General features: G+C 59.7%; 22 protein-coding genes. 7 read left to right on the top strand and 15 right to left on the bottom strand.

The features are described 5' to 3' along the window. The first annotated feature begins 271 nt into the window (after positions 1 to 271). Positions 272 to 946 (top strand): ribose-5-phosphate isomerase RpiA, encoded by a 675-nt coding sequence (gene rpiA, locus ACA073_RS25100; RefSeq protein WP_497400293.1) that lies wholly within the window; start codon positions 272 to 274, stop codon positions 944 to 946. A gap of 128 nt (positions 947 to 1,074) precedes the next feature. On the opposite strand, the gene ACA073_RS25105 is transcribed toward rpiA, so the two are convergent. From ACA073_RS25105 to ACA073_RS25120, 4 genes are all read right to left on the bottom strand, one after another. Continuing rightward, a complete protein-coding gene (locus tag ACA073_RS25105; RefSeq protein WP_497400295.1) occupies positions 1,075 to 1,992 on the bottom strand; it encodes an SdiA-regulated domain-containing protein in 918 nt (305 codons plus the stop codon). A gap of 143 nt (positions 1,993 to 2,135) precedes the next feature. Beyond that, positions 2,136 to 3,065 carry an SdiA-regulated domain-containing protein gene (locus tag ACA073_RS25110; protein ID WP_497400297.1) on the bottom strand — a complete coding sequence of 310 codons (930 nt, stop codon included), beginning with the start codon at positions 3,063 to 3,065 and terminating at the stop codon, positions 2,136 to 2,138. A gap of 257 nt (positions 3,066 to 3,322) precedes the next feature. After that, the gene (locus ACA073_RS25115; protein WP_497400299.1) at positions 3,323 to 3,988 is read right to left on the bottom strand and encodes a fumarylacetoacetate hydrolase family protein; all 666 of its coding nucleotides are present in this window, start codon (positions 3,986 to 3,988) and stop codon (positions 3,323 to 3,325) included. Positions 3,989 to 4,023: 35 nt separating this feature from the next. Then, positions 4,024 to 5,418 carry a D-2-hydroxyglutarate dehydrogenase gene (locus ACA073_RS25120; RefSeq protein ID WP_032832051.1) on the bottom strand — a complete coding sequence of 465 codons (1,395 nt, stop codon included), beginning with the start codon at positions 5,416 to 5,418 and terminating at the stop codon, positions 4,024 to 4,026. 204 nt (positions 5,419 to 5,622) lie between these two features. Here ACA073_RS25120 and serA point away from each other — a divergent pair, with 204 nt between their 5' ends. Beyond that, positions 5,623 to 6,852, top strand: coding sequence for a phosphoglycerate dehydrogenase (serA, locus tag ACA073_RS25125; RefSeq protein ID WP_480418730.1), 1,230 nt, complete (start codon positions 5,623 to 5,625; stop codon positions 6,850 to 6,852). Positions 6,853 to 6,914: 62 nt separating this feature from the next. Here the strand turns inward: serA and ACA073_RS25130 are convergent, their stop codons facing one another. Further along, positions 6,915 to 7,340 (bottom strand): DUF4399 domain-containing protein, encoded by a 426-nt coding sequence (locus ACA073_RS25130; RefSeq protein WP_497400302.1) that lies wholly within the window; start codon positions 7,338 to 7,340, stop codon positions 6,915 to 6,917. 136 nt (positions 7,341 to 7,476) lie between these two features. On the opposite strand from ACA073_RS25130, the gene ACA073_RS25135 reads away from it, so the two are divergent. Next, positions 7,477 to 8,064, top strand: a complete 588-nt coding sequence (locus tag ACA073_RS25135) for a transporter substrate-binding domain-containing protein (RefSeq protein ID WP_497400303.1) — start codon at positions 7,477 to 7,479, stop codon at positions 8,062 to 8,064. Between the two features lie 124 nt (positions 8,065 to 8,188). Here the strand turns inward: ACA073_RS25135 and ACA073_RS25140 are convergent, their stop codons facing one another. Together ACA073_RS25140 and ACA073_RS25145 are read right to left on the bottom strand one after the other, a co-directional pair. Beyond that, positions 8,189 to 8,674, bottom strand: a complete 486-nt coding sequence (locus tag ACA073_RS25140) for a 2-thiouracil desulfurase family protein (protein ID WP_497400305.1) — start codon at positions 8,672 to 8,674, stop codon at positions 8,189 to 8,191. 2 nt (positions 8,675 to 8,676) lie between these two features. Next, a complete protein-coding gene (locus tag ACA073_RS25145; RefSeq protein ID WP_497400307.1) occupies positions 8,677 to 9,309 on the bottom strand; it encodes a 2OG-Fe(II) oxygenase in 633 nt (210 codons plus the stop codon). A 108-nt stretch (positions 9,310 to 9,417) separates the two neighbouring features. Between ACA073_RS25145 and ACA073_RS25150 the strand changes: the two genes are divergently transcribed. Then, on the top strand, positions 9,418 to 10,170 hold the full coding sequence (locus ACA073_RS25150; RefSeq protein WP_497400309.1) for a DUF2059 domain-containing protein: 753 nt from the start codon (positions 9,418 to 9,420) through the stop codon (positions 10,168 to 10,170). A 105-nt stretch (positions 10,171 to 10,275) separates the two neighbouring features. On the opposite strand, the gene bipL is transcribed toward ACA073_RS25150, so the two are convergent. Next, entirely contained in the window at positions 10,276 to 11,223 is a 948-nt protein-coding gene (bipL, locus tag ACA073_RS25155) for a phospholipase BipL (RefSeq protein ID WP_497400311.1), read from the bottom strand. Positions 11,224 to 11,320: 97 nt separating this feature from the next. Between bipL and ACA073_RS25160 the strand changes: the two genes are divergently transcribed. After that, positions 11,321 to 11,902, top strand: coding sequence for a DUF6436 domain-containing protein (locus tag ACA073_RS25160; protein ID WP_497400313.1), 582 nt, complete (start codon positions 11,321 to 11,323; stop codon positions 11,900 to 11,902). Positions 11,903 to 12,014: 112 nt separating this feature from the next. Further along, on the top strand, positions 12,015 to 14,426 hold the full coding sequence (locus tag ACA073_RS25165; protein ID WP_497400315.1) for a penicillin acylase family protein: 2,412 nt from the start codon (positions 12,015 to 12,017) through the stop codon (positions 14,424 to 14,426). Positions 14,427 to 14,544: 118 nt separating this feature from the next. On the opposite strand, the gene ACA073_RS25170 is transcribed toward ACA073_RS25165, so the two are convergent. After that, entirely contained in the window at positions 14,545 to 15,510 is a 966-nt protein-coding gene (locus ACA073_RS25170; protein WP_497400317.1) for a GlxA family transcriptional regulator, read from the bottom strand. Between the two features lie 339 nt (positions 15,511 to 15,849). Between ACA073_RS25170 and ACA073_RS25175 the strand changes: the two genes are divergently transcribed. After that, positions 15,850 to 16,491, top strand: coding sequence for an HD domain-containing protein (locus tag ACA073_RS25175; protein WP_497400319.1), 642 nt, complete (start codon positions 15,850 to 15,852; stop codon positions 16,489 to 16,491). A gap of 132 nt (positions 16,492 to 16,623) precedes the next feature. Here ACA073_RS25175 and ACA073_RS25180 read toward each other — a convergent pair whose 3' ends face one another. The 6 genes from ACA073_RS25180 to ACA073_RS25205 all read right to left on the bottom strand — a co-directional run bounded on the left by ACA073_RS25180 (position 16,624) and on the right by ACA073_RS25205 (position 23,634). Then, positions 16,624 to 17,517 carry an ABC transporter permease subunit gene (locus ACA073_RS25180; RefSeq protein WP_497400321.1) on the bottom strand — a complete coding sequence of 298 codons (894 nt, stop codon included), beginning with the start codon at positions 17,515 to 17,517 and terminating at the stop codon, positions 16,624 to 16,626. Further along, entirely contained in the window at positions 17,514 to 18,395 is an 882-nt protein-coding gene (locus ACA073_RS25185; RefSeq protein WP_256656960.1) for an ABC transporter permease subunit, read from the bottom strand. Before ACA073_RS25185 ends, ACA073_RS25180 begins: the two co-directional genes overlap by 4 nt. Positions 18,396 to 18,430: 35 nt before the next feature. After that, complete coding sequence (locus tag ACA073_RS25190) at positions 18,431 to 19,573, bottom strand: ABC transporter ATP-binding protein (RefSeq protein ID WP_017341353.1); 1,143 nt, start codon at positions 19,571 to 19,573, stop codon at positions 18,431 to 18,433. 72 nt (positions 19,574 to 19,645) lie between these two features. After that, positions 19,646 to 20,743 carry a polyamine ABC transporter substrate-binding protein gene (locus ACA073_RS25195; RefSeq protein WP_497400323.1) on the bottom strand — a complete coding sequence of 366 codons (1,098 nt, stop codon included), beginning with the start codon at positions 20,741 to 20,743 and terminating at the stop codon, positions 19,646 to 19,648. Positions 20,744 to 20,987: 244 nt separating this feature from the next. Further along, entirely contained in the window at positions 20,988 to 22,100 is a 1,113-nt protein-coding gene (locus ACA073_RS25200; protein ID WP_497400325.1) for a polyamine ABC transporter substrate-binding protein, read from the bottom strand. A 169-nt stretch (positions 22,101 to 22,269) separates the two neighbouring features. After that, on the bottom strand, positions 22,270 to 23,634 hold the full coding sequence (locus tag ACA073_RS25205) for an aspartate aminotransferase family protein (RefSeq protein ID WP_497400326.1): 1,365 nt from the start codon (positions 23,632 to 23,634) through the stop codon (positions 22,270 to 22,272). Between the last annotated feature and the right edge of the window lie 14 nt (positions 23,635 to 23,648).

The following is a 23,648-nucleotide window of genomic DNA, read 5'->3' on the forward strand; positions in this document are numbered from 1 at the left end:
GCCATGGAGTCTAACCCGGCTTTCGCCTGAGCGACCACACTAAACAGGTGGTTTTACCCTCTCCGGAAGGATCATGGACCTGTAGGAGCGAGGCTTGCCCGCGAAGAGGCCGGTACATCCAGAATAAATGTTGGCAGTAAGAACGCTTTCGCGGGCAAGCCTCGCTCCTACAGGTATCGGTCGTGGCCCGCCAATCGGGCAATGACCTTCCCTGCCCCGGGGCCTATAATGCCGGCCTTCCGTTCTCCCCTTGCCCGCTTTCGGAGCCCGCATGACCCAGGATCAACTCAAACAGGCAGTGGCCCAGGCCGCCGTCGACTTCATCCTCCCGAAACTCGACGACAAGAGCATTGTCGGGGTCGGCACCGGCTCCACCGCCAACTGCTTCATCGACGCTTTGGCCCAGCATAAAGGCGCATTCGACGGCGCCGTCGCCAGCTCCGAAGCCACCGCCGCGCGCCTCAAGGGCCATGGCATTCCGGTGTATGAGCTGAACACCGTCAGCGATCTGGAGTTCTACGTCGACGGCGCCGACGAAAGCGACGAACACCTGAACCTGATCAAGGGTGGCGGCGCAGCCCTGACCCGCGAGAAGATCGTCGCGGCCGTGGCCAAGACCTTCATCTGCATCGCCGACGCCAGCAAACTGGTGCCGGTCCTCGGCGCATTCCCGCTGCCGGTGGAAGTGATCCCGATGGCCCGCAGCCACGTGGCCCGCGAACTGGTGAAGCTCGGCGGCGACCCGGTTTACCGTGAAGGCGTGCTGACCGACAACGGCAACATCATTCTGGATGTGTTCAACATGCAGATCACCAACCCGGTGGAGCTGGAGACGCAGATCAATGCGATCGTCGGCGTCGTGACCAACGGTTTGTTCGCAGCGCGTCCTGCGGATTTGCTGTTGCTGGGGACCAGCGAAGGCGTGAAAACCCTGCGCGCCCAATAAGCCCAGGAACACTGCAAAACCTGTGGGAGCGGGCTTGCTCGCGAAGGCGGTGTGTCAGCAGATACGTCATCAACTGACACACCGCCTTCGCGAGCAAGCCCGCTCCCACATTTGTTTTGCGGTGTTGGTCAGGGTTGCGCTGGTTTTTTGAAGACGTAGAACAAGTTCGGCTCGCTCACCAGGTACATCGTACCGTCGTCATCCATGGCGATCCCTTCCGCTTGCGGCACCGTCTTCTGCAACCCCTGACGCCCCTGACTCAGAGACATGGTGCTCATCGGTCGCCCGTCCACCTCCAGCTCCAGAATCAGTCGCGACTCGTCGGACAGCGCCAGCAAATGGCCGCTGCGCTCGTCGTATAGCAGGCTCGACAGGTCTCGAACAAACAGCCCGGCATCGCGCTTGGGGTTGTTGACCACGTGCACCGAGTAGGATTTCTCGGAGTTGTAATGAGGAAAACCCCGCACTTCGTAGATCAGCATCGGGTCGCGCTCCTTGGCGACAAACAGGCGCTTGCCCACTGAGTCGTAGGCCAGGCCTTCAAAGCCCTTGTTGCCGCTCATGTGCACGCCCAGCGTCATCTGCTCGGCTTCCGCCGCGTCCAGGAATGTGGTGTCCTTTTCCAGATGAATCTTGATCAGCCGTTGCTGGCGCTCGTCAGTGATCACGTATGTGTCGGCACTGATGAACTCCACCGCCTCTGGATCACCGAAGCCGACCAGCGCGACACGCCGAATGATCCGGCCTTCCAGCGACAGCTCGATCAGTTCGGAGTTTTTGTTGGTGACGGTGAACAGGCTCTTGCGCACCGGATCGAAGGTCAGCGCCGATACATCGTCATCCAGCCCTTCAATGACCCGGCCCTCGACCGTGACCTGATAGTGACCCAGGCCGATAGACTGTTCGCTCTCCGGCTGCCAAAGCGTATGCAGATTGAACCAGGCGCGCTCGAACAGCCGCAGGTATTGCCCGACCGCAACCACCACGATCAGCACAATCACCAAAAGAATCAGCATCAGGGTTTTTGGGCGGGCAAGTCGGCGCATTCAGGCAAGCTCGGAATCAGGACGGGCGGATGGAATACCACGGCAGTCTGAATTGAAGCTTAAAGGCCGTTGGGCTGGTCCTACAACTGAGCGTCACGCTTCCTACAAAATCGCGGATCAAAATCGCGGATCAAGGTCGCGAATCAGTGCTGCTTTTCGAAACGATAGAACAGGTTAGGTTCGCTCACCATATAGAGCGTGCCCGCATCGTCCATGGTCACGCCTTCGGCACGGGGAATGGTCTTTTTCAAACCATTGAAGCCGCCCAGCAAGGTCATGAAACTGACCTGCTCGCCCTTCTCGTCCAGCTCCAGCAACAAATGGGAGTCGGCGGACAATGCCAGCGTGTGCCGGGTGCGCGGGTCAATGGCCAGGGCCGACAGGTTGCGGATGTCCAGTTCGTCATTGGCGAGCTTCTGCTTGTCGCCGGAGAGCGTCTGACCGTCGGCGCTTTTCCAGGTGAACAGCGCCGGTGGACGTTCTTCTCCCAGCAGCATTTGCTGGTTGCGCGCATCCCAGACGACCGCTTCGAACGCTTTGTTCTGGTCTTTCGACGGACCGAGGTCGTACTTCGGGAAATTGGCGATGTTCAGCTCGCGGGTATCTGCGTCGACCTTGACGATGGTCAGCGAGTGCTCGCGCTCATCGACGATGGCCAGCAGACCGTTGCCCATGACCGTCACGGCTTCCGGGTTGCTCCAGCCCACCAGCGGCATTTTGCGCAGCACATCGCCCTGCAGGGTCAGCTCGACCAGGAACGGGTTCTTGCCCATGACCGAGAACAGGGTTTTGGTTTGAGGGTTGTAGGCCAGGTCGGACGCTTCGTCCTTTTCCATCCCCGGCAATGGCTTGGCATCGATCACCGCGCGGTAGTCCGGGAGCCAGATACTTTCCTGGCGTTCGGCCGGGCTTTCGAAGCGCTCGAGCACCCAGAGCACACCGCGGTCATCCCAATGCATCGCGAACGCGAGGCCATACGCGGCGCCCACGGCCAGTAACAGCCAGGCATACCAACGCATGAAAAAGCGTGGGCGACGGGCAGTTTTAAGCGTGGGCAGCGGTTGGATGGCCATCGAGGGATGTATTCCAGAAATTCAGGCTAAGGGTAATAGCACAATTGGGACCGGCTCAGACGCCAGAAACCCCGGAATTATCCAGACAAGATGTGAAAAAAACGGGAAATGGCGGGATTGCCCTTCTTCGGCCGATCGCAAAACCCAATGTGGGAGCGGGCTTGCTCGCGAATGCGGTGTGTCAGTCGACATTAATGTTGTCTGACACACCGCATTCGCGAGCAAGCCCGCTCCCACAGGGTTTTGCGGTGTTTCGGTTAGCGGACGCTGCTGGTGAAGCTGCTCGCGCCCGGCAATTCAATGACCAGTTCATCACCGACATTCAACGGACCAACGCCAACCGGCGTGCCCGTGAGGATCACATCACCGGCTTGCAGCGAGAAGCAGCCGGCCATGTGCTGGATCATCGGCACGATCGGGTTGAGCATCGCGCTGCTGTTGCCATCCTGGCGCACTTCGCCGTTGATGGTCAGGCGAATGCCGATGTCGGTCAGGTCAGCAAAGGTGCTGCCGGAGACGAACGGAGCAATCACCGCCGCACCGTCGAAGGACTTGGCGATTTCCCATGGCAGGCCTTTGGACTTCAGCTCGGCCTGCTTGTCACGCAAGGTCAGGTCCAGGGCCGGAGCAAAACCGGAAATGGCATCGAGCACTTCTTCACGGCTCGGCCGGGTCGACAAAGGCTTGCCAATCAGCACCGCGATTTCCGCCTCGTAATGCACCGAACCGCGCTCGGTCGGAATGCTGAAACCGCCTTCCAGCGGCACGACGCAACTGCCGGGCTTGATGAACAGCAGGGGCTCCGTTGGCACCGGGTTGTCCAGTTCCTTGGCGTGTTCGGCGTAGTTACGGCCGATGCACACCACTTTCCCCAACGGGAAGTGGATACGCGTGCCGTCGACATACTGGTGCTGATAGCTCATTACCGACTCCTGGTTCGTAGCTCTTAATTCAAAAGTCAAACAGCGAAAATCTTGCCCGGGTTCATGATGCCGTTCGGGTCGAACACCGCTTTGACGGCTTTCATGTATTCGATCTCAACCGGCGAACGGCTGTAGGTCAAATAATCACGCTTGGTCATGCCCACGCCGTGCTCGGCGGAAATCGAACCGTTGTACTTCTCGACGGTTTCGAACACCCACTTGTTCACGGTCGCGCACTTGGCGAAGAATTCATCCTTGCTCAGGTTATCCGGCTTGAGAATGTTCAAGTGCAGGTTGCCATCGCCAATGTGGCCGAACCAGACGATTTCGAAATCCGGGTAGTGTTCGCCGACGATCGCGTCGATTTCCTTCAGGAACGCCGGGACTTTCGACACGGTGACCGAAATGTCGTTCTTGTACGGCGTCCAGTGGGAGATGGTTTCGGAGATGTACTCGCGCAGCTTCCACAGGTTCTGCAGCTGGGTTTCGCTCTGGCTCATTACGCCGTCCAGCACCCAGCCCTGCTCGACGCAGTGCTCGAAGGTTTCCAGGGCATGGTTGGCCACTTCTTCGGTGGTCGCTTCGAATTCCAGCAGCGCGTAGAACGGGCAGTCGGTTTCAAACGGCGCCGGCACGTCACCTCGACCCATGACCTTGGCCAGGGCTTTATCGGAGAAGAATTCGAACGCGGTCAGGTCAAGTTTGCTCTGGAACGCGTGCAACACCGGCATGATCGAGTCGAAATCGGTGGTGCCGAGGACCATCGCGGTGAGGTTCTTCGGGGCACGGTCCAGACGCATGGTCGCTTCAACCACAAAACCGAGGGTGCCTTCAGCGCCGATGAACAGCTGACGCATGTCGTAGCCGGTGGCGTTCTTGATCAGGTCACGGTTCAGTTCCAGCACGTCGCCCTTGCCGGTGACCACTTTCATGCCGGCGACCCAGTTACGGGTCATGCCGTAGCGAATCACCTTGATCCCGCCGGCATTGGTGCCGATATTGCCGCCAATCTGGCTTGAACCTGCGGAAGCGAAGTCCACCGGGTAGTACAGGCCTTTTTCTTCGGCGACGTTCTGCAAATGCTCGGTCACGACGCCCGGCTGACAAACGGCAGTGCGGTCGGTGAGGTTCACATCGAGGATCTGGTTCATGTAGTCGAAGGACACAACGACTTCGCCATTGGCGGCCACCGCAGCGGCGGACAACCCGGTACGCCCGCCGGACGGCACCAGCGCCACCTTGTGTTTATTGGCCCAAAGGACGATGGCCTGGACCTGTTCGGTGGTCTTCGGGAACACGATGGCCGTCGGGGCCGGGGCGAAATGCTTGGTCCAATCCTTACCGTAAGCATTCAGGGAGTCGGCATCGGTCAGCACCTTGCCAGGCTCAACCAGGGTCTTCAGCTCATCAATCAGGGCAGGATTGGTCATCGACAGAACTCTCGAACAATTCATGGTCATCCTGAGAACGCTTCACGTCGCAGGAATGAGTGTTTAGCGGGGCGCCTATGCTAGCATACCGACCCCGCAGGGTAGTGCCGAAAGGCTATTCTGCGGTGACGGCTTTCCTGCCGTCCGGGTCAGCGTCTGCTGGCTATCTCCTGCCATTTTTCTCCGGGATACAGGTTTACGCAGATGAGCAAGACTTCTCTCGATAAGAGCAAGATCAAGTTCCTTCTTCTCGAAGGCGTCCACCAATCGGCTGTCGACGTCCTCAAGTCGGCGGGCTACACCAGCATCGAGTACCTCACCGGTTCTCTGCCGGAAGCCCAGCTGAAGGAAAAGATCGCTGATGCTCACTTCATCGGCATTCGCTCCCGCACTCAACTGACCGAAGAGATCTTCGATCACGCGAAGAAGCTCGTGGCTGTAGGGTGTTTCTGCATCGGCACCAACCAGGTTGACCTGAACGCTGCCCGCGAACGCGGCATCGCGGTGTTCAACGCTCCGTACTCCAACACTCGCTCCGTTGCCGAGCTGGTGCTGGCCGAAGCGATCCTGTTGCTGCGCGGCATCCCTGAGAAGAACGCTTCCTGCCACCGTGGCGGCTGGATCAAGAGCGCAGCCAACTCCTTCGAAATCCGTGGCAAGAAGCTGGGTATCGTCGGTTACGGCTCGATCGGTACGCAACTGTCGGTTCTGGCTGAAGGCCTGGGCATGCAGGTGTACTTCTACGACACCGTGACCAAGCTGCCACTGGGCAACGCGACCCAGGTCGGCAACCTGCACGAGCTGCTGGGCATGTCCGACATCGTCACCCTGCACGTTCCGGAAACCGCTGCCACCCAGTGGATGATCGGCGAGAAGGAAATCCGCGCCATCAAGAAGGGCGGCATCCTGATCAACGCCGCTCGCGGCACCGTGGTCGAACTGGACGCCCTGGCGGACGCGATCAAGGACAAGCACCTGATCGGCGCGGCCATCGACGTATTCCCGGTGGAGCCACGCTCCAACGACGAAGAGTTCGAAAGCCCGCTGCGTGGCCTGGACAACGTGATCCTGACCCCGCACATCGGTGGTTCCACCGCCGAGGCGCAAGCCAACATCGGTCTGGAAGTGGCGGAAAAACTGGTCAAGTACAGCGACAACGGTACTTCGGTATCGTCCGTGAACTTCCCGGAAGTGGCCCTGCCGGCTCACCCTGGCAAGCACCGCCTGCTGCACATCCACGAGAACATTCCGGGTGTGATGAGCGAGATCAACAAGGTCTTCGCCGAAAACGGCATCAACATCTCCGGTCAGTTCCTGCAGACCAACGAGAAAGTCGGCTACGTGGTGATCGACGTCGACGCCGAGTACTCGGACCTGGCGCAAGAGAAGCTGCAGCACATCAACGGCACCATTCGTTGCCGCGTGTTGTTCTGATAGCGACTTGAACGACAAAAAAGGAGACCTTCGGGTCTCCTTTTTCATGGGCGCTACTAACGTTACTTGACGTTGACGGTGATCTTCTTCGACACGATCGGCGGATCGAATGGCATGTGGCTCTTGTCGCCAAGCTCCAACTGCAACGTGTGCTTGCCGGGCGTCAGCTTTACTTCAGCCTGGGTCTGCGCCTTGCCGAAGTGCAGGTGGTTGGCATCGTTCGGAATCGTCGTACCGGCCGCCGGCAGTTCGTCGACATCAATCAGCAGGTGATGGTGGCCCGTGTTCTTGGTGAGATCGCCCGCAGGCGCCAGCGCAATGTTCTCGACAGCGAACTTGACGACGACAGTCTGCGGGACCGTCGCACCGTCTTTTGGAGAAACGATGGACACTTCAGCACCTTTGGGTGCCGGCGTAGCCGCACTGGCCAGCACCGAAACGCCCATCAGCAGGCCAGCCAACGCAGCACGAGACATAAAGGTATTCATTCTCTTCTCCAGTTTTTTCATAAAATCCGCGCGGCCATGACAACTTCACGGCCATTCGTTGTCGAAGGCTCACGACAACCATAGCAAAGCGAGCCTGAACCAGCGCATCGCGATAAATGTATTCAAAGGAGTGACCATGCGCTTTTTGCCTGGCCTGATCTGCCTGCTACCCCTTTTGAGCCCTTTGGCTCATGCCGAACTGATTGACGATGTGAACGACCGTGGCGAATTGCGCATTGCCCTTGAGGCTAATACACCGCCCTTCAATTTCAAGAACGACGGCCAACTCAGTGGCTTCGAAGTCGAGTTGGGTCAACTGCTGGCCAATGAGCTGGATGTGCGGGCCGACTTCGTCGTCACCGATTCCGGCGATCTGTTGACCGGCGTCGAAAGCGGCAAGTACGACGTCGCCATCAACCACATAGCAGTGACCCCGGAACTCAAGGATCGTTTCGACTTCAGCGAACCTTACATTCAGGCCGATGCGCAATTGATCGCGCAGAAAGAAGAACAGCCGCGCTCAATCCTGCTGGTGCAATCGCTGACGGAAGAAAAGCCGAAAGACGCCCCGGCTGTGAGCCTGGCGATTCCGTTTCAGAAGGGTAATCCGGCGTTCCATGCCAGCCTGGAAAAGGCGTTGCAGCGGATCAAGGCGGATGGGCGGATGGAGGCGCTGGAGAAAAAATGGTTCGCGACGGAGACGAGCGTGGCGCCGAAACCCTAGGACACTGGAGATCCAATGTGGGAGCGGGCTTGCTCGCGAAAGCGGTGTGTCAGTCGACATCAACTTTGACTGGCACACCGCTTTCGCGAGCAAGCCCGCTCTCACATTGGTTTTGTGTTGGAAGTTAGTCCTGCGCAGCCACCGCTATTGCCGCTTCAGCCAACTCCAGCTCACTGAAAACTTGCACACCATGGCGTTTGAGCAACGCAGCAGTAACGCCTTCACCGCTGACCTTCACCCCGCTGAACGTCCCGTCATAAGTCAGCAGATTCCCGCAAGACGGGCTGTTGGCCTTGAGCACGGCGATGCGGATGTCGTGTTTCTGCACCAGCTCCAGCGCCTGCCAGGCGCCGCTCAGAAACTGCGCACTGACATCCTCGCCTTCGGTGGTGATCACCGCCGCCCGACCCTCCAGCACGTCACCACCCTGCCCGCCTGGAATCTCAGCCGCCGCACGTGGCGTCGGCAACCCGCCGGCGACCTCCGGGCACAGCGGCACGACGCGACCTTCGTCGAGCCACTGCTGAAGCTGATCGAACGGCCCGCTGCCCCCACCGTCGTATCGCACGCGGTGGCCAAGCAGACAGCGACTTACCAGGATCTTCTGCATGATCAGAACGGCTCGTTGCCACGGCGCCGGAACCAGCCGGTCAATGACAGGCGATCGCGGGTCGCGGGCAGGACTTCGTGGGGGACCTCGCCCGACAGGAACACCACCAGGCATCCGCCGGTAGGCACCACATCGTATTCGACGCCATCCTTCAGGTACATGCGCAACTGACCGCCGTGCTGCGGCAACCAGCCGTCGTTGAGGTAGACCACCGCCGAGACCATGCGTCGGTCGTCGTCGCGGAAGCGGTCGACATGCTTGAGGTAGAAAGCACCGGGCGGGTACATCGCAAAGTGGCTTTCGAAATCTTCCAGGCCCAGATACAAGCCGCGATTCATGGCCTCGCGCAGGCTGTCCATCAACTGCAGATAGCTGTCGCAAGCCAAGGCCTGGCCGGGCTCGATCCACTGGATTTTGTCGCCGCGAATCCCCTCGCGAATTTCCGATGTCGGCCCACGGCCCACGGCGGCCGGGGCCAGTTCACCCTCGGCCGCACGTTTACGGCACTCAGCCGCCAGTTCTTGGGTCAGACCCAAAGGCAGGAAAATATTCTGCTGCGACCAGCCGCGTTCAGCCAGGTCGTCGACGATACGTAACAGCAGCGGGTGATCAGAGGATATTTGCATGGCGCGCATAGTATGCCTGTGCCCGGAAATCCGACAGAGCCGTGCAGCGGCTTGATACGAATTCTCGACAAGTCTGTATGCCGCACGGAGAATAGTCGCCTGCTGACAGGAGTCCCTATGCGCCGTTTGCTTTTCTCATTGCTGATGTTCTGCGTTTTGCCCGCCTGGGCAGACGGCCACGACCAGTTGTACAAGGTCGCCGGCTGGCCAGAACAACGCGCGCATTTCAGCGATGCCCTCTCAGCCGCTCAGCAGCGTTACCAGAACAGCCTGCCGCCCGCCGTGTTTCAGGCGCTGGTGAATAACAGCAATCAGCGCTTTGCCCCGCAGGCCGTCGACCAGCGCGCCGAAGCGCAATTGCGCAAAACCCTCGCTGATCCGAAACCTGCACTGACCTTCTTCCAATCGCCGCTGGGCAAGAAGATCGTGGCCGCCGAGTTGCTGGCGACCCGTCGTGATCAGTTGGCGAAGAACGCCAAAGGCCTGCCGAAGATTGAGGCCAGCGACAGTCGCGCGCTGATCATCGGCCACCTCGCCCAGGCCTTGCCCGCGCGGGAGGCCGGTGCGGAAGTCAGCCTGGCGATTGCCGGCGTCGCGGCCGACAGCCTGAGTTCGATGATCCCCGGTCTGCTGGGTGGCAGTCAGGCGCAAGGTTTGTTGAACGGTCAGCGTCAGCGCTTGATGGATCAGATCGGCAGCGACCTGAACAACACGCTGCTGTATGTCTATCGCGACCTGTCGGATGACGAGCTTGAGGAGTTTGCTACGTTTGCCGAGTCGGCTGAAGGCAAGGCTTATTACCAGGCGGCGCTGGCGGCGATTCGGGCGGGGTTGGCGGTGGGGCAGAGTCCTTCGAACCTCAGCCAGTAATTTCGGCGCCGACACGGGCCCCTTCGCGAGCAAGCCCGCTCCCACATTTTGAAATGCATTCCCCATGTGGGAGCGGGCTTGCTCGCGAAGAGGCCATAACGATCGCTACAAATTCCGCCCCTTGATCCGCGTGCTCAAAAACCCGAAATACTCCCCGCGCAACGCCACTGTCTCATTCGCCAAATGATGCCGCGCCTCAGGCAACATCAACACCTGCGGCCGATCGAACTTGGCCTTCAATACCTCAAGGTTGTGCTCCCAATCCACCGTCATGTCCGCCTGCCCTTGCACGATCAGCGGCTGGCGCGTGCTGCCCGGTGCGGCCTCGATGCGTTTGATCCAGCGCGCCAGCGCGCCGACCCAGGCCGTCGGCAGACGCAGCGGCTGCAACGGGTCGGCTTGCAGGAATGGCAGGAAATCCGGGTCGTTGGAGTTCTCGCTGAAGCGCCGGGCGATGGCTTTGACGAAAGGCTTGAGCAGGTAATAACTGAGCTGCGACCATCCCCAGGCGCGCGGCCTCACCAGCGGCGACAACAGGATCACCTGGCCCTGGGCCGGACTGCTCGCGCCTTCATTCAGCACATGGTCGATCACGATGGCGCCACCGGTACTCTGCCCGCACAGGTGCCACGGCTGCGGCAGCTCGAGAGATTGCGCCTCGGCGAACAGCCCTTGCAGCGTGTCCTGATACTCGGCGAAATCCTTGATGCTCGCGCGCTCGCCGCTGGACAGACCGTGCCCCGGCAAGTCGCAGGCGATCACCGCAAACCCCTGATCCAGTGCCCACTCGATCACATGCCGGTAGAGCCCGGTGTGATCGTAGAAACCGTGAAACACAAACAGCGTCGCCTTCGCCCGCTCCGGCCACCAGAGCTGGCTGACCAGTTCATAACCGTCCACCTCGAAACGTCCCAGGCCACTGCGCAGCTGACGCCCCGGAAAATCCAGGCCGTAGAACCGCTGGTACGCCAGCGCCTCCACGGACAGAGGCTGCCACTCGGCCAAAGGCCTCAGGCCGGCACGCAGATGATCAGGGTCGAAAGTGGCGGACATGGGCGATTCCAGAGCACGAAGCGGACTTTATAAGCCTGCGATATTCATCTGTCGCGGCAAGCATGGCAAGCTGGGCGACCTTCGAGGATTAACCCCCATGCGTTCGCCCTACCGCACCCCACTGCTTGCCAGTCTGCTCGCCCTCGTGTGTGCCGGTGTTTTGTGGGCGGCTTACGACTGGTTTCAGGGACGCTATCTGCGCGCATTCAGCGAGCACACCGCGGTATTTTCCGGCGACCCGTTGCGCCTGCCCGACAACCTGGCCGGCCCCGGCGCCATCCGGCTCGTGCACTTCTGGGACCCGGCCTGCCCGTGCAACGTCGGCAATCAGCAACACCTGAGCGAACTGGTCGAGCACTACGTACCGCAAGGCGTCGAGTTTTATGCGGTACAAAAACCCGGCAGCCACGGTCAGTTGCCCAGCACGCTGAGCAGCCTGAAAACCATCACCGTCCTCCCAGGTTCGGATCAGATCCCGGCCAGCCCGGCCGTAGCGATCTGGGACCGCAGCGGCAAGCTCGCATACTTCGGACCTTACAGCGAAGGCCTGACTTGCAATTCGAGTAACAGCTTTATCGAGCCGATCCTGCAAGCGTTAAACGAAGGCCGCGCGGTGAGTGCCACGCACACACTGGCGGTCGGGTGTTACTGCCCGTGGCCTGTCGACACAAAGCAGTAGGACCGTGCGCAGACGCGAATCCCTCCTAAGGGCGATGGGCCAATTCGGCACGGCATGTTAAACAGTGGCGACAGGGAACTGCTGCCACTCATAACAAGAACAAGGAATCTTCATGAAACGTCTCCTGACTGCGCTCGTCCTGCTGATTGTCGTACTCGCCGCCGGCGCCGGCTGGTACGTCTACAGCAAGCAGCCGACACGCCAGGGCATGGTTGAACTGCAACACCTGCAAGGCTCCGTCACCGTCCGTTACGACGAGCGAGGCATCCCGCACATCCGCGCCGAAAACGAAACCGACCTGTACCGCGCCCTCGGCTATGTGCACGCCCAGGACCGGCTGTTTCAGATGGAAGTCCTGCGCCGCCTCGCCCGCGGTGAACTGGCCGAAGTGCTGGGCCCGAAACTGCTCGACACCGATAAACTGATGCGCAGCCTGCGCATTCGCGAACGCGCCGAAACCTACCTGGCGAATATGGACAAACAGTCGCCAGCGTTCATCGCCATGCAGGCCTATCTGGACGGCATCAACCAGTATCAGGACAGCCATGCAAAACCCGCCGAGTTCGATGCACTGGGCATTCCAAAACGCCCGTTCACCGCGCAAGACACCATCAGCATCGCCGGTTACATGGCCTACAGTTTTGCCGCGGCGTTTCGCACCGAACCCTTGCTGACTTACGTGCGCGATCAGTTGGGCGCCGACTACCTGAACGTCTTCGATCTCGACTGGCAGCCCAAAGGCGTGCTTGCGAAGAACCGCAGCGGCAGCGTGCCGCGCCTCGCCAGCGCCGACTGGAAAGACCTTAACGCCCTCGCCCGCTTGAGCGAGCAGGCACTGGCCGACAACGGTTTGCCGCAGTTCGAGGGCAGCAACGCCTGGGTGGTCTCCGGCAACCGCACCAAAAGCGGCAAGCCGCTGCTGGCGGGTGATCCGCATATCCGCTTCTCCGCGCCGTCGGTGTGGTACGAAGCCCACCTCTCGGCGCCGGGCTTCGAACTCTACGGTCACTATCAGGCCTTGATGCCGTTCGCCTCACTCGGAATGAACCGCGACTTCGGCTGGAGCATCACCATGTTCCAGAACGACGACCTCGACCTGATCGCCGAGAAGGTCAACCCGGACAACCCCAATCAGGTCTGGTATCGCGGCAAGTGGGTGGACATGGTCACCAGCGAACAGCAGATCGCGGTCAAGGGCCAGGCACCCGTGACATTGGTGCTGCGCCAGTCGCCCCACGGTCCGATCGTCAACGATGCGTTGGGCAACAGCGTCGGCAAAACGCCGATCGCCATGTGGTGGGGTTTTCTCGAAAGCCAGAACCCGATACTCGAGGGCTTCTACCAGCTCAACCGCGCCGACACCCTGGCCAAGGCGCGCAGTGCCTCCGCCAAGGTCCAGGCACCGGGTCTGAACATCGTGTGGGCCAATGCCAAGGGCGACATCGGCTGGTGGGCGGCGGCGCAGTTGCCTAAACGCCCGGCGGGTGTGCGGCCGTGGTTCATTCTCGACGGCAGCAGCGCGGAAGCGGACAAGGACGGCTTCTACCCGTTCAGCGCCAACCCGCAGGAAGAGAACCCGGCACGGGGCTACATCGTCTCGGCCAACTTCCAGCCCGTGTCGCCGACAGGAATGGAGATTCCCGGTTACTACAACCTCGCTGATCGGGGTCAGCAGCTCTATCGCCAGCTCAGCGACAAAACCGTCAAGTGGGATCTGGAGGCCAGCCAGGCGTTGCAGTTGGGCACCACCACTGCTTACGGCCCGCGCTTGCTGGCGCCGTTGTTGCCAGTGCTACGTGAAGGGGTGAGTGATCCCGCCGAACTCAAACTGGTGGAGCAACTGGCTCAGTGGAAAGGTGACTACCCGCTGGATTCCACCAGCGCCACGCTGTTCAACCAGTTCCTGTTCAACCTCGCGGACGCGACGATGCACGATGAGCTGGGCAACGACTTTTTCGAAACATTGCTGTCGACCCGGGTGATCGACGCTGCGCTGCCGCGTCTGGCGGCGAACGTCGACTCGCCGTGGTGGGACAACCGCAACACCCTCGGCAAGGAAACCCGCGCCGATACTGTGAAGGTGGCGTGGCAAGCGAGCATTGCTCACCTCAAAACCACACTGGGCGCGGATTTCGCGCAATGGCAGTGGGGCAAGGCGCACACGCTGACCCATGGTCATCCGCTGGGGCAGCAAAAGCCGCTGGAGCGGATTTTCAATGTCGGACCGTTCGCAGCGCCGGGCACCCATGAAGTGCCGAACAACCTCTCGGCCAGGATCGGACCGGCGCCATGGCCGGTCACTTATGGACCGTCGACCCGACGCCTGATCGACTTCGCCGACCCGGCCCACAGCCTGACCGTTAACCCGGTTGGCCAAAGTGGCGTGCCGTTTGACAGACATTATGAGGATCAGGCTGAGGCGTATGTCGAAGGGGTGTATTTCCAGGCGCATCTCAATGATGAGGAAGTGACGGCGAATACGCGGAGTACGTTGAAGTTGATGCCGGCGCGTTCAAGGCAATAAATCTCTGTTGGCAGGGCTGACGCCTTCGCGAGCAAGCCCGCTCCCACATTAGACCGCGATCCAATGTGGGAGCGGGCTTGCTCGCGAAGAGGCCCTGACAGACAACACAAATATCGGCTCAAACCATCGCCGCAAAATTCAACCTGAACTGCTGCGGCGTCACCCCCAACCGGCGGTTGAACACGCTGCGCATATGCTGGGCATCGCGAAACCCGCACTGGTACGCCACGGTTTTCAGCGGCGCCACGGTGCTTTCCAGCATCACCCGCGCGGCGTCCACCCTCGCCCGCTCGACAAATTCTGCTGGGGTGATTTTCGCTTCCTTGGCAAACACCCGGGAAAAGTTACGCGCGCTCATGTTGGCCGCGTTGGCCAGGTCGGCAATGGTCAGGTCGCCCGTCAAGTTGGCCAGTACATAATGCTGAACCATCGCCACCGCCGACGTCGGCTCGGCGTGGGGTGTCAGGAATGGGCTGAACTGTGACTGCCCGCCCGAGCGCTGCGTGAACACCACCAGCCGCTTGGCCACACTCAGCGCGACTTCCGGCCCGTGATCCCGGGCCAGCAAGTACAGCGACAAATCAATCCCGGCCGTGACGCCGGCCGAGGTGTACAGCTCGCCATCCTGCACGTACAGGCGATCAGCCTCGACCTGAGTCGAAGGACACAACGCCGCGAGCGCCGCAGCATCGCCCCAATGAGTCGTCACCGTTCGCCCCTCGAGCAGTCCGGCGCGGGCGAGCATGAACGCGCCGTTACAGATCGAGCCGAAACGTTGCGCCAGTGCGCTGGCGTCCCGCAGCCAGGCATCGAAGGCTGCGCCGAAATCCATGAACGGCAACTGCGGCCCTCCAGCCACCAGCAACAAGTCGTACGCCTCCAGCGCCTCGCTGAAATGCCGATGGGCATTGAGCGCCAAACCGTTGGAACACGGCATCATCCCACGCTCGACACCGATCACCTCCAGCCGATAGTGATCCTCCGGCGCCAGGAAACGATTGGCCTCGGAAAACACATCCATGGGGCCGGTCACGTCCAGGGACTGGACGCCGGCGAAGACCACGATGGCAACGGTTTTACTCATGGAATGAAACGCCTCTGTGGATCACGCTTACCTGTGGCGAGGGAGCTTTTGTGGCGAGGGGATTTATCCCCGTTCGGCTGCGAAGCAGTCGTAAAACCTGTAAACAATATGCGCCTGGTATTCAGGGGCGCTTCGCACCCCAACGGGGATAAATCCCCTCGCCACAAAAGCTCATTCACCGCGACCAACCGTAGCCAATCCGCGCCCAACAAGCGAGGCTGGCGCGATATGCATGCTCATTGGCAAGGATCGCAGCCATGGATCGATTGTCCGGTTTTGGCTGCCGGAACAGACTTGTTCCATCAGCGCCGCCACGGCGTTCCCCACGAGGACAGCACCATGAGCAGCACCATCGCCGGCATCAAAATCCCCGACAGCACGTTGGCCCGGGCCACCACGGAATACATTCGCGACGTTGAATCCGACCTGCTTTACCACCACTCGCGCCGGGTGTTTCTGTTCGGCGCGTTGAGCGGTGAACGCCAGCAACTGGCCTACAACCCGGAGCTGTTGTATGTCGGCGCGATGTTCCATGATTTGGGTCTGGTGGAAGGTCATCGCACGGACGACGAACGCTTCGAAGTCGATAGCGCCAACGCCGCCAAAGCGTTCCTCAAGCCTTACGGGTTGAGCGATGACGACATCGAGCAAGTGTGGTTGTCGATTGCCCTGCACACCACACCGGGCGTGCCGCAACACCTGCGCCCAAACGTGGCGCTGGTAACCGCGGGCGTTGAAATGGATGTGCTGGGTATCGACTACGCCGCGTTCCCCACTGTGCAGCGCGAAGCGGTGGTGCATGCGCATCCACGGGGTGAAGGGTTCAAGGAGTGCATCCTGTGTGCATTCGCCAACGGCTTCACACACAAGCCGGATACCACGTTTGGTACGGTGAATGCGGATGTGCTGGTGGACAGCGAGCCGGGGTTCAAACCGATGAACTTTGTCGAGATCATCCGCAAATCCCCTTGGATTGCATAAAGCAAATGTGGGAGCGGGCTTGCTCGCGAAGAGGCTGTGTCAGTCGATAGAGATGTCGACTGATACACCGCTTTCGCGAGCAAGCCCGCTCCCACATGGGATCTGCACTGGCCACACATTTGTGGCCAACACTCAAGCCGCTTCCGGCGCCTGCTGTGCGCGACGCACGTCCGGTTGCTTCCACGAATCGGCAGCGCTTTCTTCGATAGCCTGTTGAATCGCACGCTTGCGCGCTTCTTCAGCGCGACGGCTGAAGAACCAGACCAGGAAGGTCATCAGCGACACCGCCAGCAGAATCAGACTGGCCACGGCGTTGATCTCGGGCTTCACGCCCAGACGCACCGCCGAGAACACTTCCATCGGCAAGGTCGTCGACCCCGGCCCCGACACGAAGCTCGCCAACACCAGGTCATCCAGCGACAGGGCGAAGGACATCATGCCGCCCGCTCCGAGCGATGGCGCGATCATCGGGATAGTGATCAGGAAGAACACCTTCCACGGCTTCGCACCGAGGTCCATGGCCGCCTCTTCGATGGACAGGTCCAGCTCACGCAAGCGCGCCGACACCACCACCGCCACATACGCCGCACAGAACGTGGTGTGGGCGATCCAGATGGTGACGATGCCGCGTTCCTGTGGCCAGCCGATCATCTGCGCCATGGCCACGAACAGCAGCAACAGCGACAAACCGGTGATCACTTCGGGCATCACCAGCGGCGCGGTGACCAGGCCACCAAACAGCGTGCGGCCCTTGAAGTGGGTGATACGGGTCAGGACGAACGCGGCCAATGTGCCCAGCGCCACCGCTGCCACCGCCGTGTAGCAGGCGATTTCCAGCGAGCGCACCACCGAGCCCATCAGTTGGGTGTTGTCCATCAACCCGACGTACCACTTGATCGACCAGCCGCCCCACACCGTCACCAGTTTCGAGGCGTTGAACGAGTAGATCACCAGGATCAGCATCGGCGCGTAGATGAACAGCAAACCGGCGATCAGCATGAAACTCGAGAAACGGAAGCGCTTCATTCTTTGCCCTCCATTTCTTTGGCCTGACTACGGTTGAACAGGATGATCGGCACGATCAGGATCAGCAGCATCACCACTGCGAGAGCGGACGCCACCGGCCAGTCACGGTTATTGAAGAATTCTTGCCACAGCACTTTACCGATCATCAGGGTTTCCGGACCGCCCAGCAGTTCCGGAATCACGAACTCACCCACCACCGGAATGAACACCAGCATGCAACCAGCGACGATGCCGTTCTTGGACAGCGGAATGGTGATCTTCCAGAAACTGTTGAAGGTGCTCGAACCCAGGTCCGATGCGGCTTCCAGCAGGCTGTTATCGTGCTTCACCAGGTTGGCGTAGAGCGGCAGGATCATGAACGGCAGGTACGAATAAACCACGCCGATATACACCGCCAGGTTGGTGTTGAGGATCTGCAGCGGCTCGTCGATCCAGCCCATGGTCATCAGGAAACCGTTGAGCAGGCCGTTGTTGCTGAGAATGCCCATCCACGCGTAAACGCGGATCAGGATCGCGGTCCAGGTCGGCATCATGATCAGCAGCACCAGCACCGTTTGCATTTCTTTGCGGGCGCTGGCGATGGCGTAGGCCATCGGGTAACCGATCAACAAACAAAGGACGGTGCTGATCAGCGCCATCTTCAACGAGCCGAGGTAAGCGGCGATGTACAGTTCGTCACCGGCCAGCATCGCGTAGTTGCCGAGGTTAAGCAGCAACTGCAATTTCTGTTCGGCGAAGGTATAGATCTCGGTGTACGGCGGAATGGCCACGTCGGCTTCGGCGAAGCTGATCTTCAGGACGATGAAGAACGGCAGCATGAAGAACAGGAACAGCCAGATGAACGGAACCCCGATGACCAGCTGACGGCCACCGGGAATTATTCGTTTGAGGCGGCGTTTGAATTTGCGCATGTTCATGAGCGAAGTACCACGCCGCTGTCGTCTTCCCAGTACACGTATACCTGGTCACCCCAGGTTGGACGCTGACCGCGGCGCTCGGCGTTGGCGACAAACGACTGGACGATCTTGCCGCTCGGCAGCTCGACGTAGAACACCGAGTGACCGCCGAGGTAGGCGATGTCATGCACCTTGCCGCTGGACCAGTTGTATTCGCAGGTCGGCATGGTCGGGGTCACCAGCAGTTTTTCCGGACGGATCGCATAGGTCACGGATTTGTCCTGCACCGAGGTGCTGATGCCGTGACCCACGTAGATCTGGCGGTCCAGGTCCTTGCAGGTGATGATGGCGTGGCCTTCGGCGTCGTCGATCACTTCACCGTCGAAGATGTTGACGTTGCCGATGAACTCGCAGACCAGACGGCTGGTCGGGGTTTCGTAGATGTCGATCGGGCTGCCGATCTGGGCGATCCAGCCCAGGTGCATGATCGCGATGCGCTCGGCCATGGTCATGGCCTCTTCCTGGTCGTGGGTCACCATGACGCAGGTTACGCCGACGCGCTCGATGATCTCGACCAGCTCCAGCTGCATTTGCGAGCGCAGCTTCTTGTCGAGTGCCCCCATCGGTTCGTCGAGCAGCAGCAGCTTCGGTCGCTTGGCCAGCGAGCGCGCCAGGGCCACACGTTGACGCTGACCACCGGACAACTGATGCGGCTTACGCTTGGCGTACTGCGTCATCTGCACCAGCTTGAGCATGTCGGCCACGCGGGCATCGACTTCGGCAGCCGGCAGTTTGTCCTGCTTGAGGCCGAAGGCGATGTTCTGCGCTACGGTCATGTGCGGGAACAAGGCGTACGACTGGAACATCATGTTGATCGGCCGCTCGTACGGCGGCATGTCGGTGATGTCTACGCCATCGAGGAAAATGCGCCCCTCCGTGGGCCGTTCGAAGCCTGCGAGCATGCGCAGCAACGTGGATTTGCCCGATCCCGAACCGCCGAGCAGGGCGAAGATCTCGCCTTTCTTGATTTCCAGGGACACATCGTCCACGGCAATCGTCTCGTCGAACTTCTTCGTGACCCGGTCGATTTTGACCAGCACCTGTTTAGGTGACTGGTCGCCCTCGAGGGCTTTCTTATAGGCGCCGGAGGCAACTGCCATTTACGAAACTCCCAAAAAAAAGAGTGCAGTTCGCTCAAGGTGAGCCAACCTTGGATAGTTTGAGCCTTGAAGCTATTTGCCCGACTTGACCTTGGTCCAGCTGCGGGTCATCAAACGTTGGATGTTTGGTGGTAACTCGATCGACACGTAGGTCTTGTCGAGGACTGCTTGCGGTGGATAAACCGCTTCGTCGGTGCGAATGGACTGTTCCATCAGTGTGTCCGACCCCGGGTTAGGGTTGGCGTAGCCGACGTAATCACTGACTTGGGCGATCACCTCAGGTTTCAGCAAATAGTTGATGAAGGCGTGGGCTTCTTTGACGTTGGCCGAGTCCTTTGGAATCGCCAGCATGTCGAACCACAGTGCACCGCCTTCCTGTGGAATCGAGTAGGCGATGTTTACGCCTTTCTTCGCTTCAGCCGCACGGTTTCTGGCCTGGAACATGTCGCCGGAGAAACCGATGGCGATACAGATGTCGCCGTTCGCCAGATCGGCGATGTATTTGGAGGAGTGGAAGTAGGTCACGTAAGGGCGCACCGCCAGCAACTTGGCTTCAGCCTTTTTGTAATCTTCGGGGTTGGTGCTGTTGGCGTTCAGGCCCATGTAGTTAAGGACCGTCGGCATCATTTCATCGGCGGAATCGAGGAACGCCACGCCGCAACTGTGCAGCTTCTTGATGTTCTCCGGTTCGAATACCGCAGCCCAGGAGTCGATCTTGTCGACGCCCAGCACAGCCTTGATCTTGTCGACGTTGTAACCGATGCCATTGGTGCCCCACAGGTACGGCACGGCGTACAGGTTACCCGGATCGTTTTGCTCCAGACGCTTGAGCAGTACCGGATCGAGGTTGGAATAATTTGGCAGCTTGGACTTGTCGAGCTTCTGGAACGCGCCCGCCTTGATCTGCTTCCCGAGGAAGTGGTTCGACGGCACGACCACATCGTACCCGGTACGCCCGGCCAACAACTTGCCTTCCAGGGTTTCGTTGGAATCGAACACGTCATAAACCGGCTTGATCCCGGTCTCTTTCTGGAAGTCGGCCAGGGTGGTCTCACCGATGTAATCCGACCAGTTATAAATATGCACAGTGCCGGCGGCCTGGACACTGACAGCGAATGTCAGTCCGGCGCCGACCAGCAGGGCATTGCGCAGCAAAGAAGAAATAGGCAAGTGGAGGTCCTCTAAAATTAGTTGGGCCCAAGTTGCCCCGCGTTACATGACAGTCGTAGCTGCCCAGCAACAGAACCGGCGCGCAACTTACCCTCGAAAAACCGTTCCAGCAAAACTTTTATGCACATACAACTGTAGGAGCAAGCTTGCTCGCGATGGTCGTCAACGATAACGCGTTGTGCCTGACACCCCGCGGCGTTGCGGTTTTTTTCGCGAGCGAGCTCGCTCCTACAGGGATAACTTCTTACTTACCGGATTTGATCTTGGTCCAGCTGCGAGTCATGATCCGCTGGGTCGCGGCCGGCAAGTCGGCAATCGCGTACAGCTTGGCCAGCACGTCCGCTGGCGGGTAGATGCCTGGATCGTCGGTGATTTCTTTTTCGACCAATGAGGTGGCGGCCGCGTTACCGTTCGGGAAACGCACGGCGTTGGTGATTTCAGCCATGATTTCCGGCTTCTGCAGGAAGGTCATGAACTTGTAGGCGCCTTCGACGTTTTCGGCATCTTTAGGGATGGCGACCATGTCGTAGAAGCTGCCGGCACCTTCTTTCGGAATGTTGTAGCTGACTTTCACCTTGTCACCGGCTTCAGCCGCGCGGGACTTGGCCTGGTAGATGTCACCCGAGTAACCCACGGCCACGCAGATGTTGCCGTTGGCCAGGTCGGAGATGTACTTGGACGAGTGGAAGTAGCCCACCGAAGGACGAATCTTCAGGAACAGCGCTTCGGCTTCGGCCAGTTGTTTTTTGTCCTGGCTGTCGGTTGGATAGCCCAGGTAGTGCAACGCCACCGGAATCATCTCGGTTGGCGAATCGAGGAAACTGATACCGCACGATTTCAACTTCGCGGCGTTCTCGGGTTTGAACAGCAGATCCCAGGAATTGGTTGGTGCATCGGCGCCCAGTGCAGCCTTGACCTTCTCGGCGTTGAAGCCGATACCGATCGAACCCCACATGTACGGGAAGGCGTGTTCGTTGCCCGGGTCGCTCACCGACACCGCTTTGAGCAGGTCAGTGTTCAGGTTCTTCCAGTTTGGCAGCTTGGACTTGTCCAGCTTCTGGTAAACGCCGGCCTTGATCTGCTTGGCCAGGAAGTTGTTCGACGGCACGACGATGTCGTAGCCGGACTTGCCTGCCAGCAACTTGGCTTCCAGGGTTTCGTTACTGTCGAAAACGTCGTACACGACTTTGATGCCGGACTCGGTTTCGAACTTCTTGATGGTATCCGGAGCGATGTAATCGGACCAGTTATAGACGTGCAACACCTTGTCGTCCGCCTGAACCGCACCCGCCATTATGCCCATCAGGGACATGGCGAGGAGTGTCTTGCCAGCAAGCTTTTTTCCTAATGCCTTCATGCGTAATGCTCCAAATTTTTCTTTTTTGAACCACTTTGTTCAGCGGCCGAACCCGGACAACTGGAACCGCGGCTAGTCTGGCAAGATCCGAGGCGGTCTTTCAAGGAAAGGCCAACCTTTCTGACGGCTCCGAGCGAAAGTTTCATGACTTCCGCTCAGAGCCTAGCACTTAGCCCTGCAACGCACTCAGGGTCAGGTCCAGACACTTGCGTGCCTTGGTTACCAGCTCATCGATTTCAGCCTTGGTAATCACCAGCGGCGGAGCAATGATCATGGTGTCGCCGACGGCGCGCATGATCAGGCCGTTGTCGAAGCAGAACGTGCGGCAGATCATGCCGACGCCCTTGCCTTCGTAACGCTTGCGCGTGGCCTTGTCCTGAACCAGTTCGATAGCACCCAACAGACCGACCCCACGCACCTCCCCCACCAACGGGTGATCGTTCAGTTCCCGTAGACGCTTTTGCAAATAGGGTGCCGTTTCGGCGTGAACGTGCTCGATAATTTTTTCTTCGCGCAAAATGCGGATGTTTTCCAGTGCCACCGCAGCCGCCACCGGGTGACCGGAGTAGGTGAAACCGTGGTTGAAGTCACCGCCTTCGTTGAGCACCGCCACCACTTCGTCACGCACGATCAGGCCACCCATCGGGATGTAGCCGGACGTCAGGCCTTTGGCGATGGTCATCATGTCGGGTTTGAGGTCGTAGAAATCAGTACCGAACCACTCGCCGGTGCGGCCGAAACCACAGATCACTTCGTCCGCCACGAACAGGATGTCGTACTTGGCGAGGATTTCCTTGATGCGCGGCCAGTAGGTGTCTGGCGGAATGATCACGCCGCCGGCGCCCTGGATCGGCTCGGCAATAAAGGCACCGACGTTGTCCACGCCGATTTCCAGAATCTTCTCTTCCAACTGATTGGCCGCCCACACACCGAACTCTTCCGGTGTCATGTCGCCGCCTTCACTGAACCAGTACGGCTGGGCAATGTGGACGATGCCCGGGATCGGCAAGTCGCCCTGTTCGTGCATATAGGTCATGCCACCCAGGCTCGCGCCGGCCACGGTGGAACCGTGATAACCGTTCTTGCGGCTGATGATGACTTTCTTCTTCGGCTGGCCCTTGATCGCCCAATAGTGGCGGACCATGCGCAGCATGGTGTCGTTGCCTTCGGAACCGGAACCGGTGAAGAACACGTGGTTCATGCCTTGCGGTGCGATGTCGGCGATGGCCTTGGCCAGCTCGAGCACCGGCGGGTGAGCGGTCTGGAAGAACAGGTTGTAGTAAGGCAGTTCGCGCATCTGCTTGCTGGCGGCATCGGCCAGTTCATCGCGACCGTAGCCGATCGCTACGCACCACAGGCCGGCCATGCCGTCGAGGATCTTGTTGCCTTCGCTGTCCCACAGGTAAACGCCCTTGGCGTTGGTGATAATCCGCGGGCCTTTCTCTTTCAGCTGTTTGAAATCGCTGAACGGGGCCAGGTGGTGATCGTTGCTCAGGGTTTGCCATTCACGGGTTTGCGGGTTGTTGCTGGTCATGCGAATTCTCCTAA

This window comes from Pseudomonas sp. LBUM1670 (assembly GCF_059695695.1).

Coding starts and splice junctions, on each gene's coding strand:
- ACA073_RS25140 (WP_497400305.1), bottom strand. CDS start 8,674: ATGCAGAAGATCCTGGTAAGTCGCTGTCTGCTTGGCCACCGCGTGCGA.
- bipL (WP_497400311.1), bottom strand. CDS start 11,223: ATGTCCGCCACTTTCGACCCTGATCATCTGCGTGCCGGCCTGAGGCCT.
- ACA073_RS25130 (WP_497400302.1), bottom strand. CDS start 7,340: ATGAATACCTTTATGTCTCGTGCTGCGTTGGCTGGCCTGCTGATGGGC.
- ACA073_RS25115 (WP_497400299.1), bottom strand. CDS start 3,988: ATGAGCTATCAGCACCAGTATGTCGACGGCACGCGTATCCACTTCCCG.
- ACA073_RS25160 (WP_497400313.1), top strand. CDS start 11,321: ATGCGTTCGCCCTACCGCACCCCACTGCTTGCCAGTCTGCTCGCCCTC.
- ACA073_RS25205 (WP_497400326.1), bottom strand. CDS start 23,634: ATGACCAGCAACAACCCGCAAACCCGTGAATGGCAAACCCTGAGCAAC.
- ACA073_RS25180 (WP_497400321.1), bottom strand. CDS start 17,517: ATGAAGCGCTTCCGTTTCTCGAGTTTCATGCTGATCGCCGGTTTGCTG.
- ACA073_RS25175 (WP_497400319.1), top strand. CDS start 15,850: ATGAGCAGCACCATCGCCGGCATCAAAATCCCCGACAGCACGTTGGCC.
- ACA073_RS25165 (WP_497400315.1), top strand. CDS start 12,015: ATGAAACGTCTCCTGACTGCGCTCGTCCTGCTGATTGTCGTACTCGCC.
- serA (WP_480418730.1), top strand. CDS start 5,623: ATGAGCAAGACTTCTCTCGATAAGAGCAAGATCAAGTTCCTTCTTCTC.
- ACA073_RS25200 (WP_497400325.1), bottom strand. CDS start 22,100: ATGAAGGCATTAGGAAAAAAGCTTGCTGGCAAGACACTCCTCGCCATG.
- ACA073_RS25170 (WP_497400317.1), bottom strand. CDS start 15,510: ATGAGTAAAACCGTTGCCATCGTGGTCTTCGCCGGCGTCCAGTCCCTG.
- ACA073_RS25120 (WP_032832051.1), bottom strand. CDS start 5,418: ATGACCAATCCTGCCCTGATTGATGAGCTGAAGACCCTGGTTGAGCCT.
- ACA073_RS25190 (WP_017341353.1), bottom strand. CDS start 19,573: ATGGCAGTTGCCTCCGGCGCCTATAAGAAAGCCCTCGAGGGCGACCAG.
- ACA073_RS25105 (WP_497400295.1), bottom strand. CDS start 1,992: ATGCGCCGACTTGCCCGCCCAAAAACCCTGATGCTGATTCTTTTGGTG.
- ACA073_RS25110 (WP_497400297.1), bottom strand. CDS start 3,065: ATGGCCATCCAACCGCTGCCCACGCTTAAAACTGCCCGTCGCCCACGC.
- rpiA (WP_497400293.1), top strand. CDS start 272: ATGACCCAGGATCAACTCAAACAGGCAGTGGCCCAGGCCGCCGTCGAC.
- ACA073_RS25150 (WP_497400309.1), top strand. CDS start 9,418: ATGCGCCGTTTGCTTTTCTCATTGCTGATGTTCTGCGTTTTGCCCGCC.
- ACA073_RS25145 (WP_497400307.1), bottom strand. CDS start 9,309: ATGCGCGCCATGCAAATATCCTCTGATCACCCGCTGCTGTTACGTATC.
- ACA073_RS25135 (WP_497400303.1), top strand. CDS start 7,477: ATGCGCTTTTTGCCTGGCCTGATCTGCCTGCTACCCCTTTTGAGCCCT.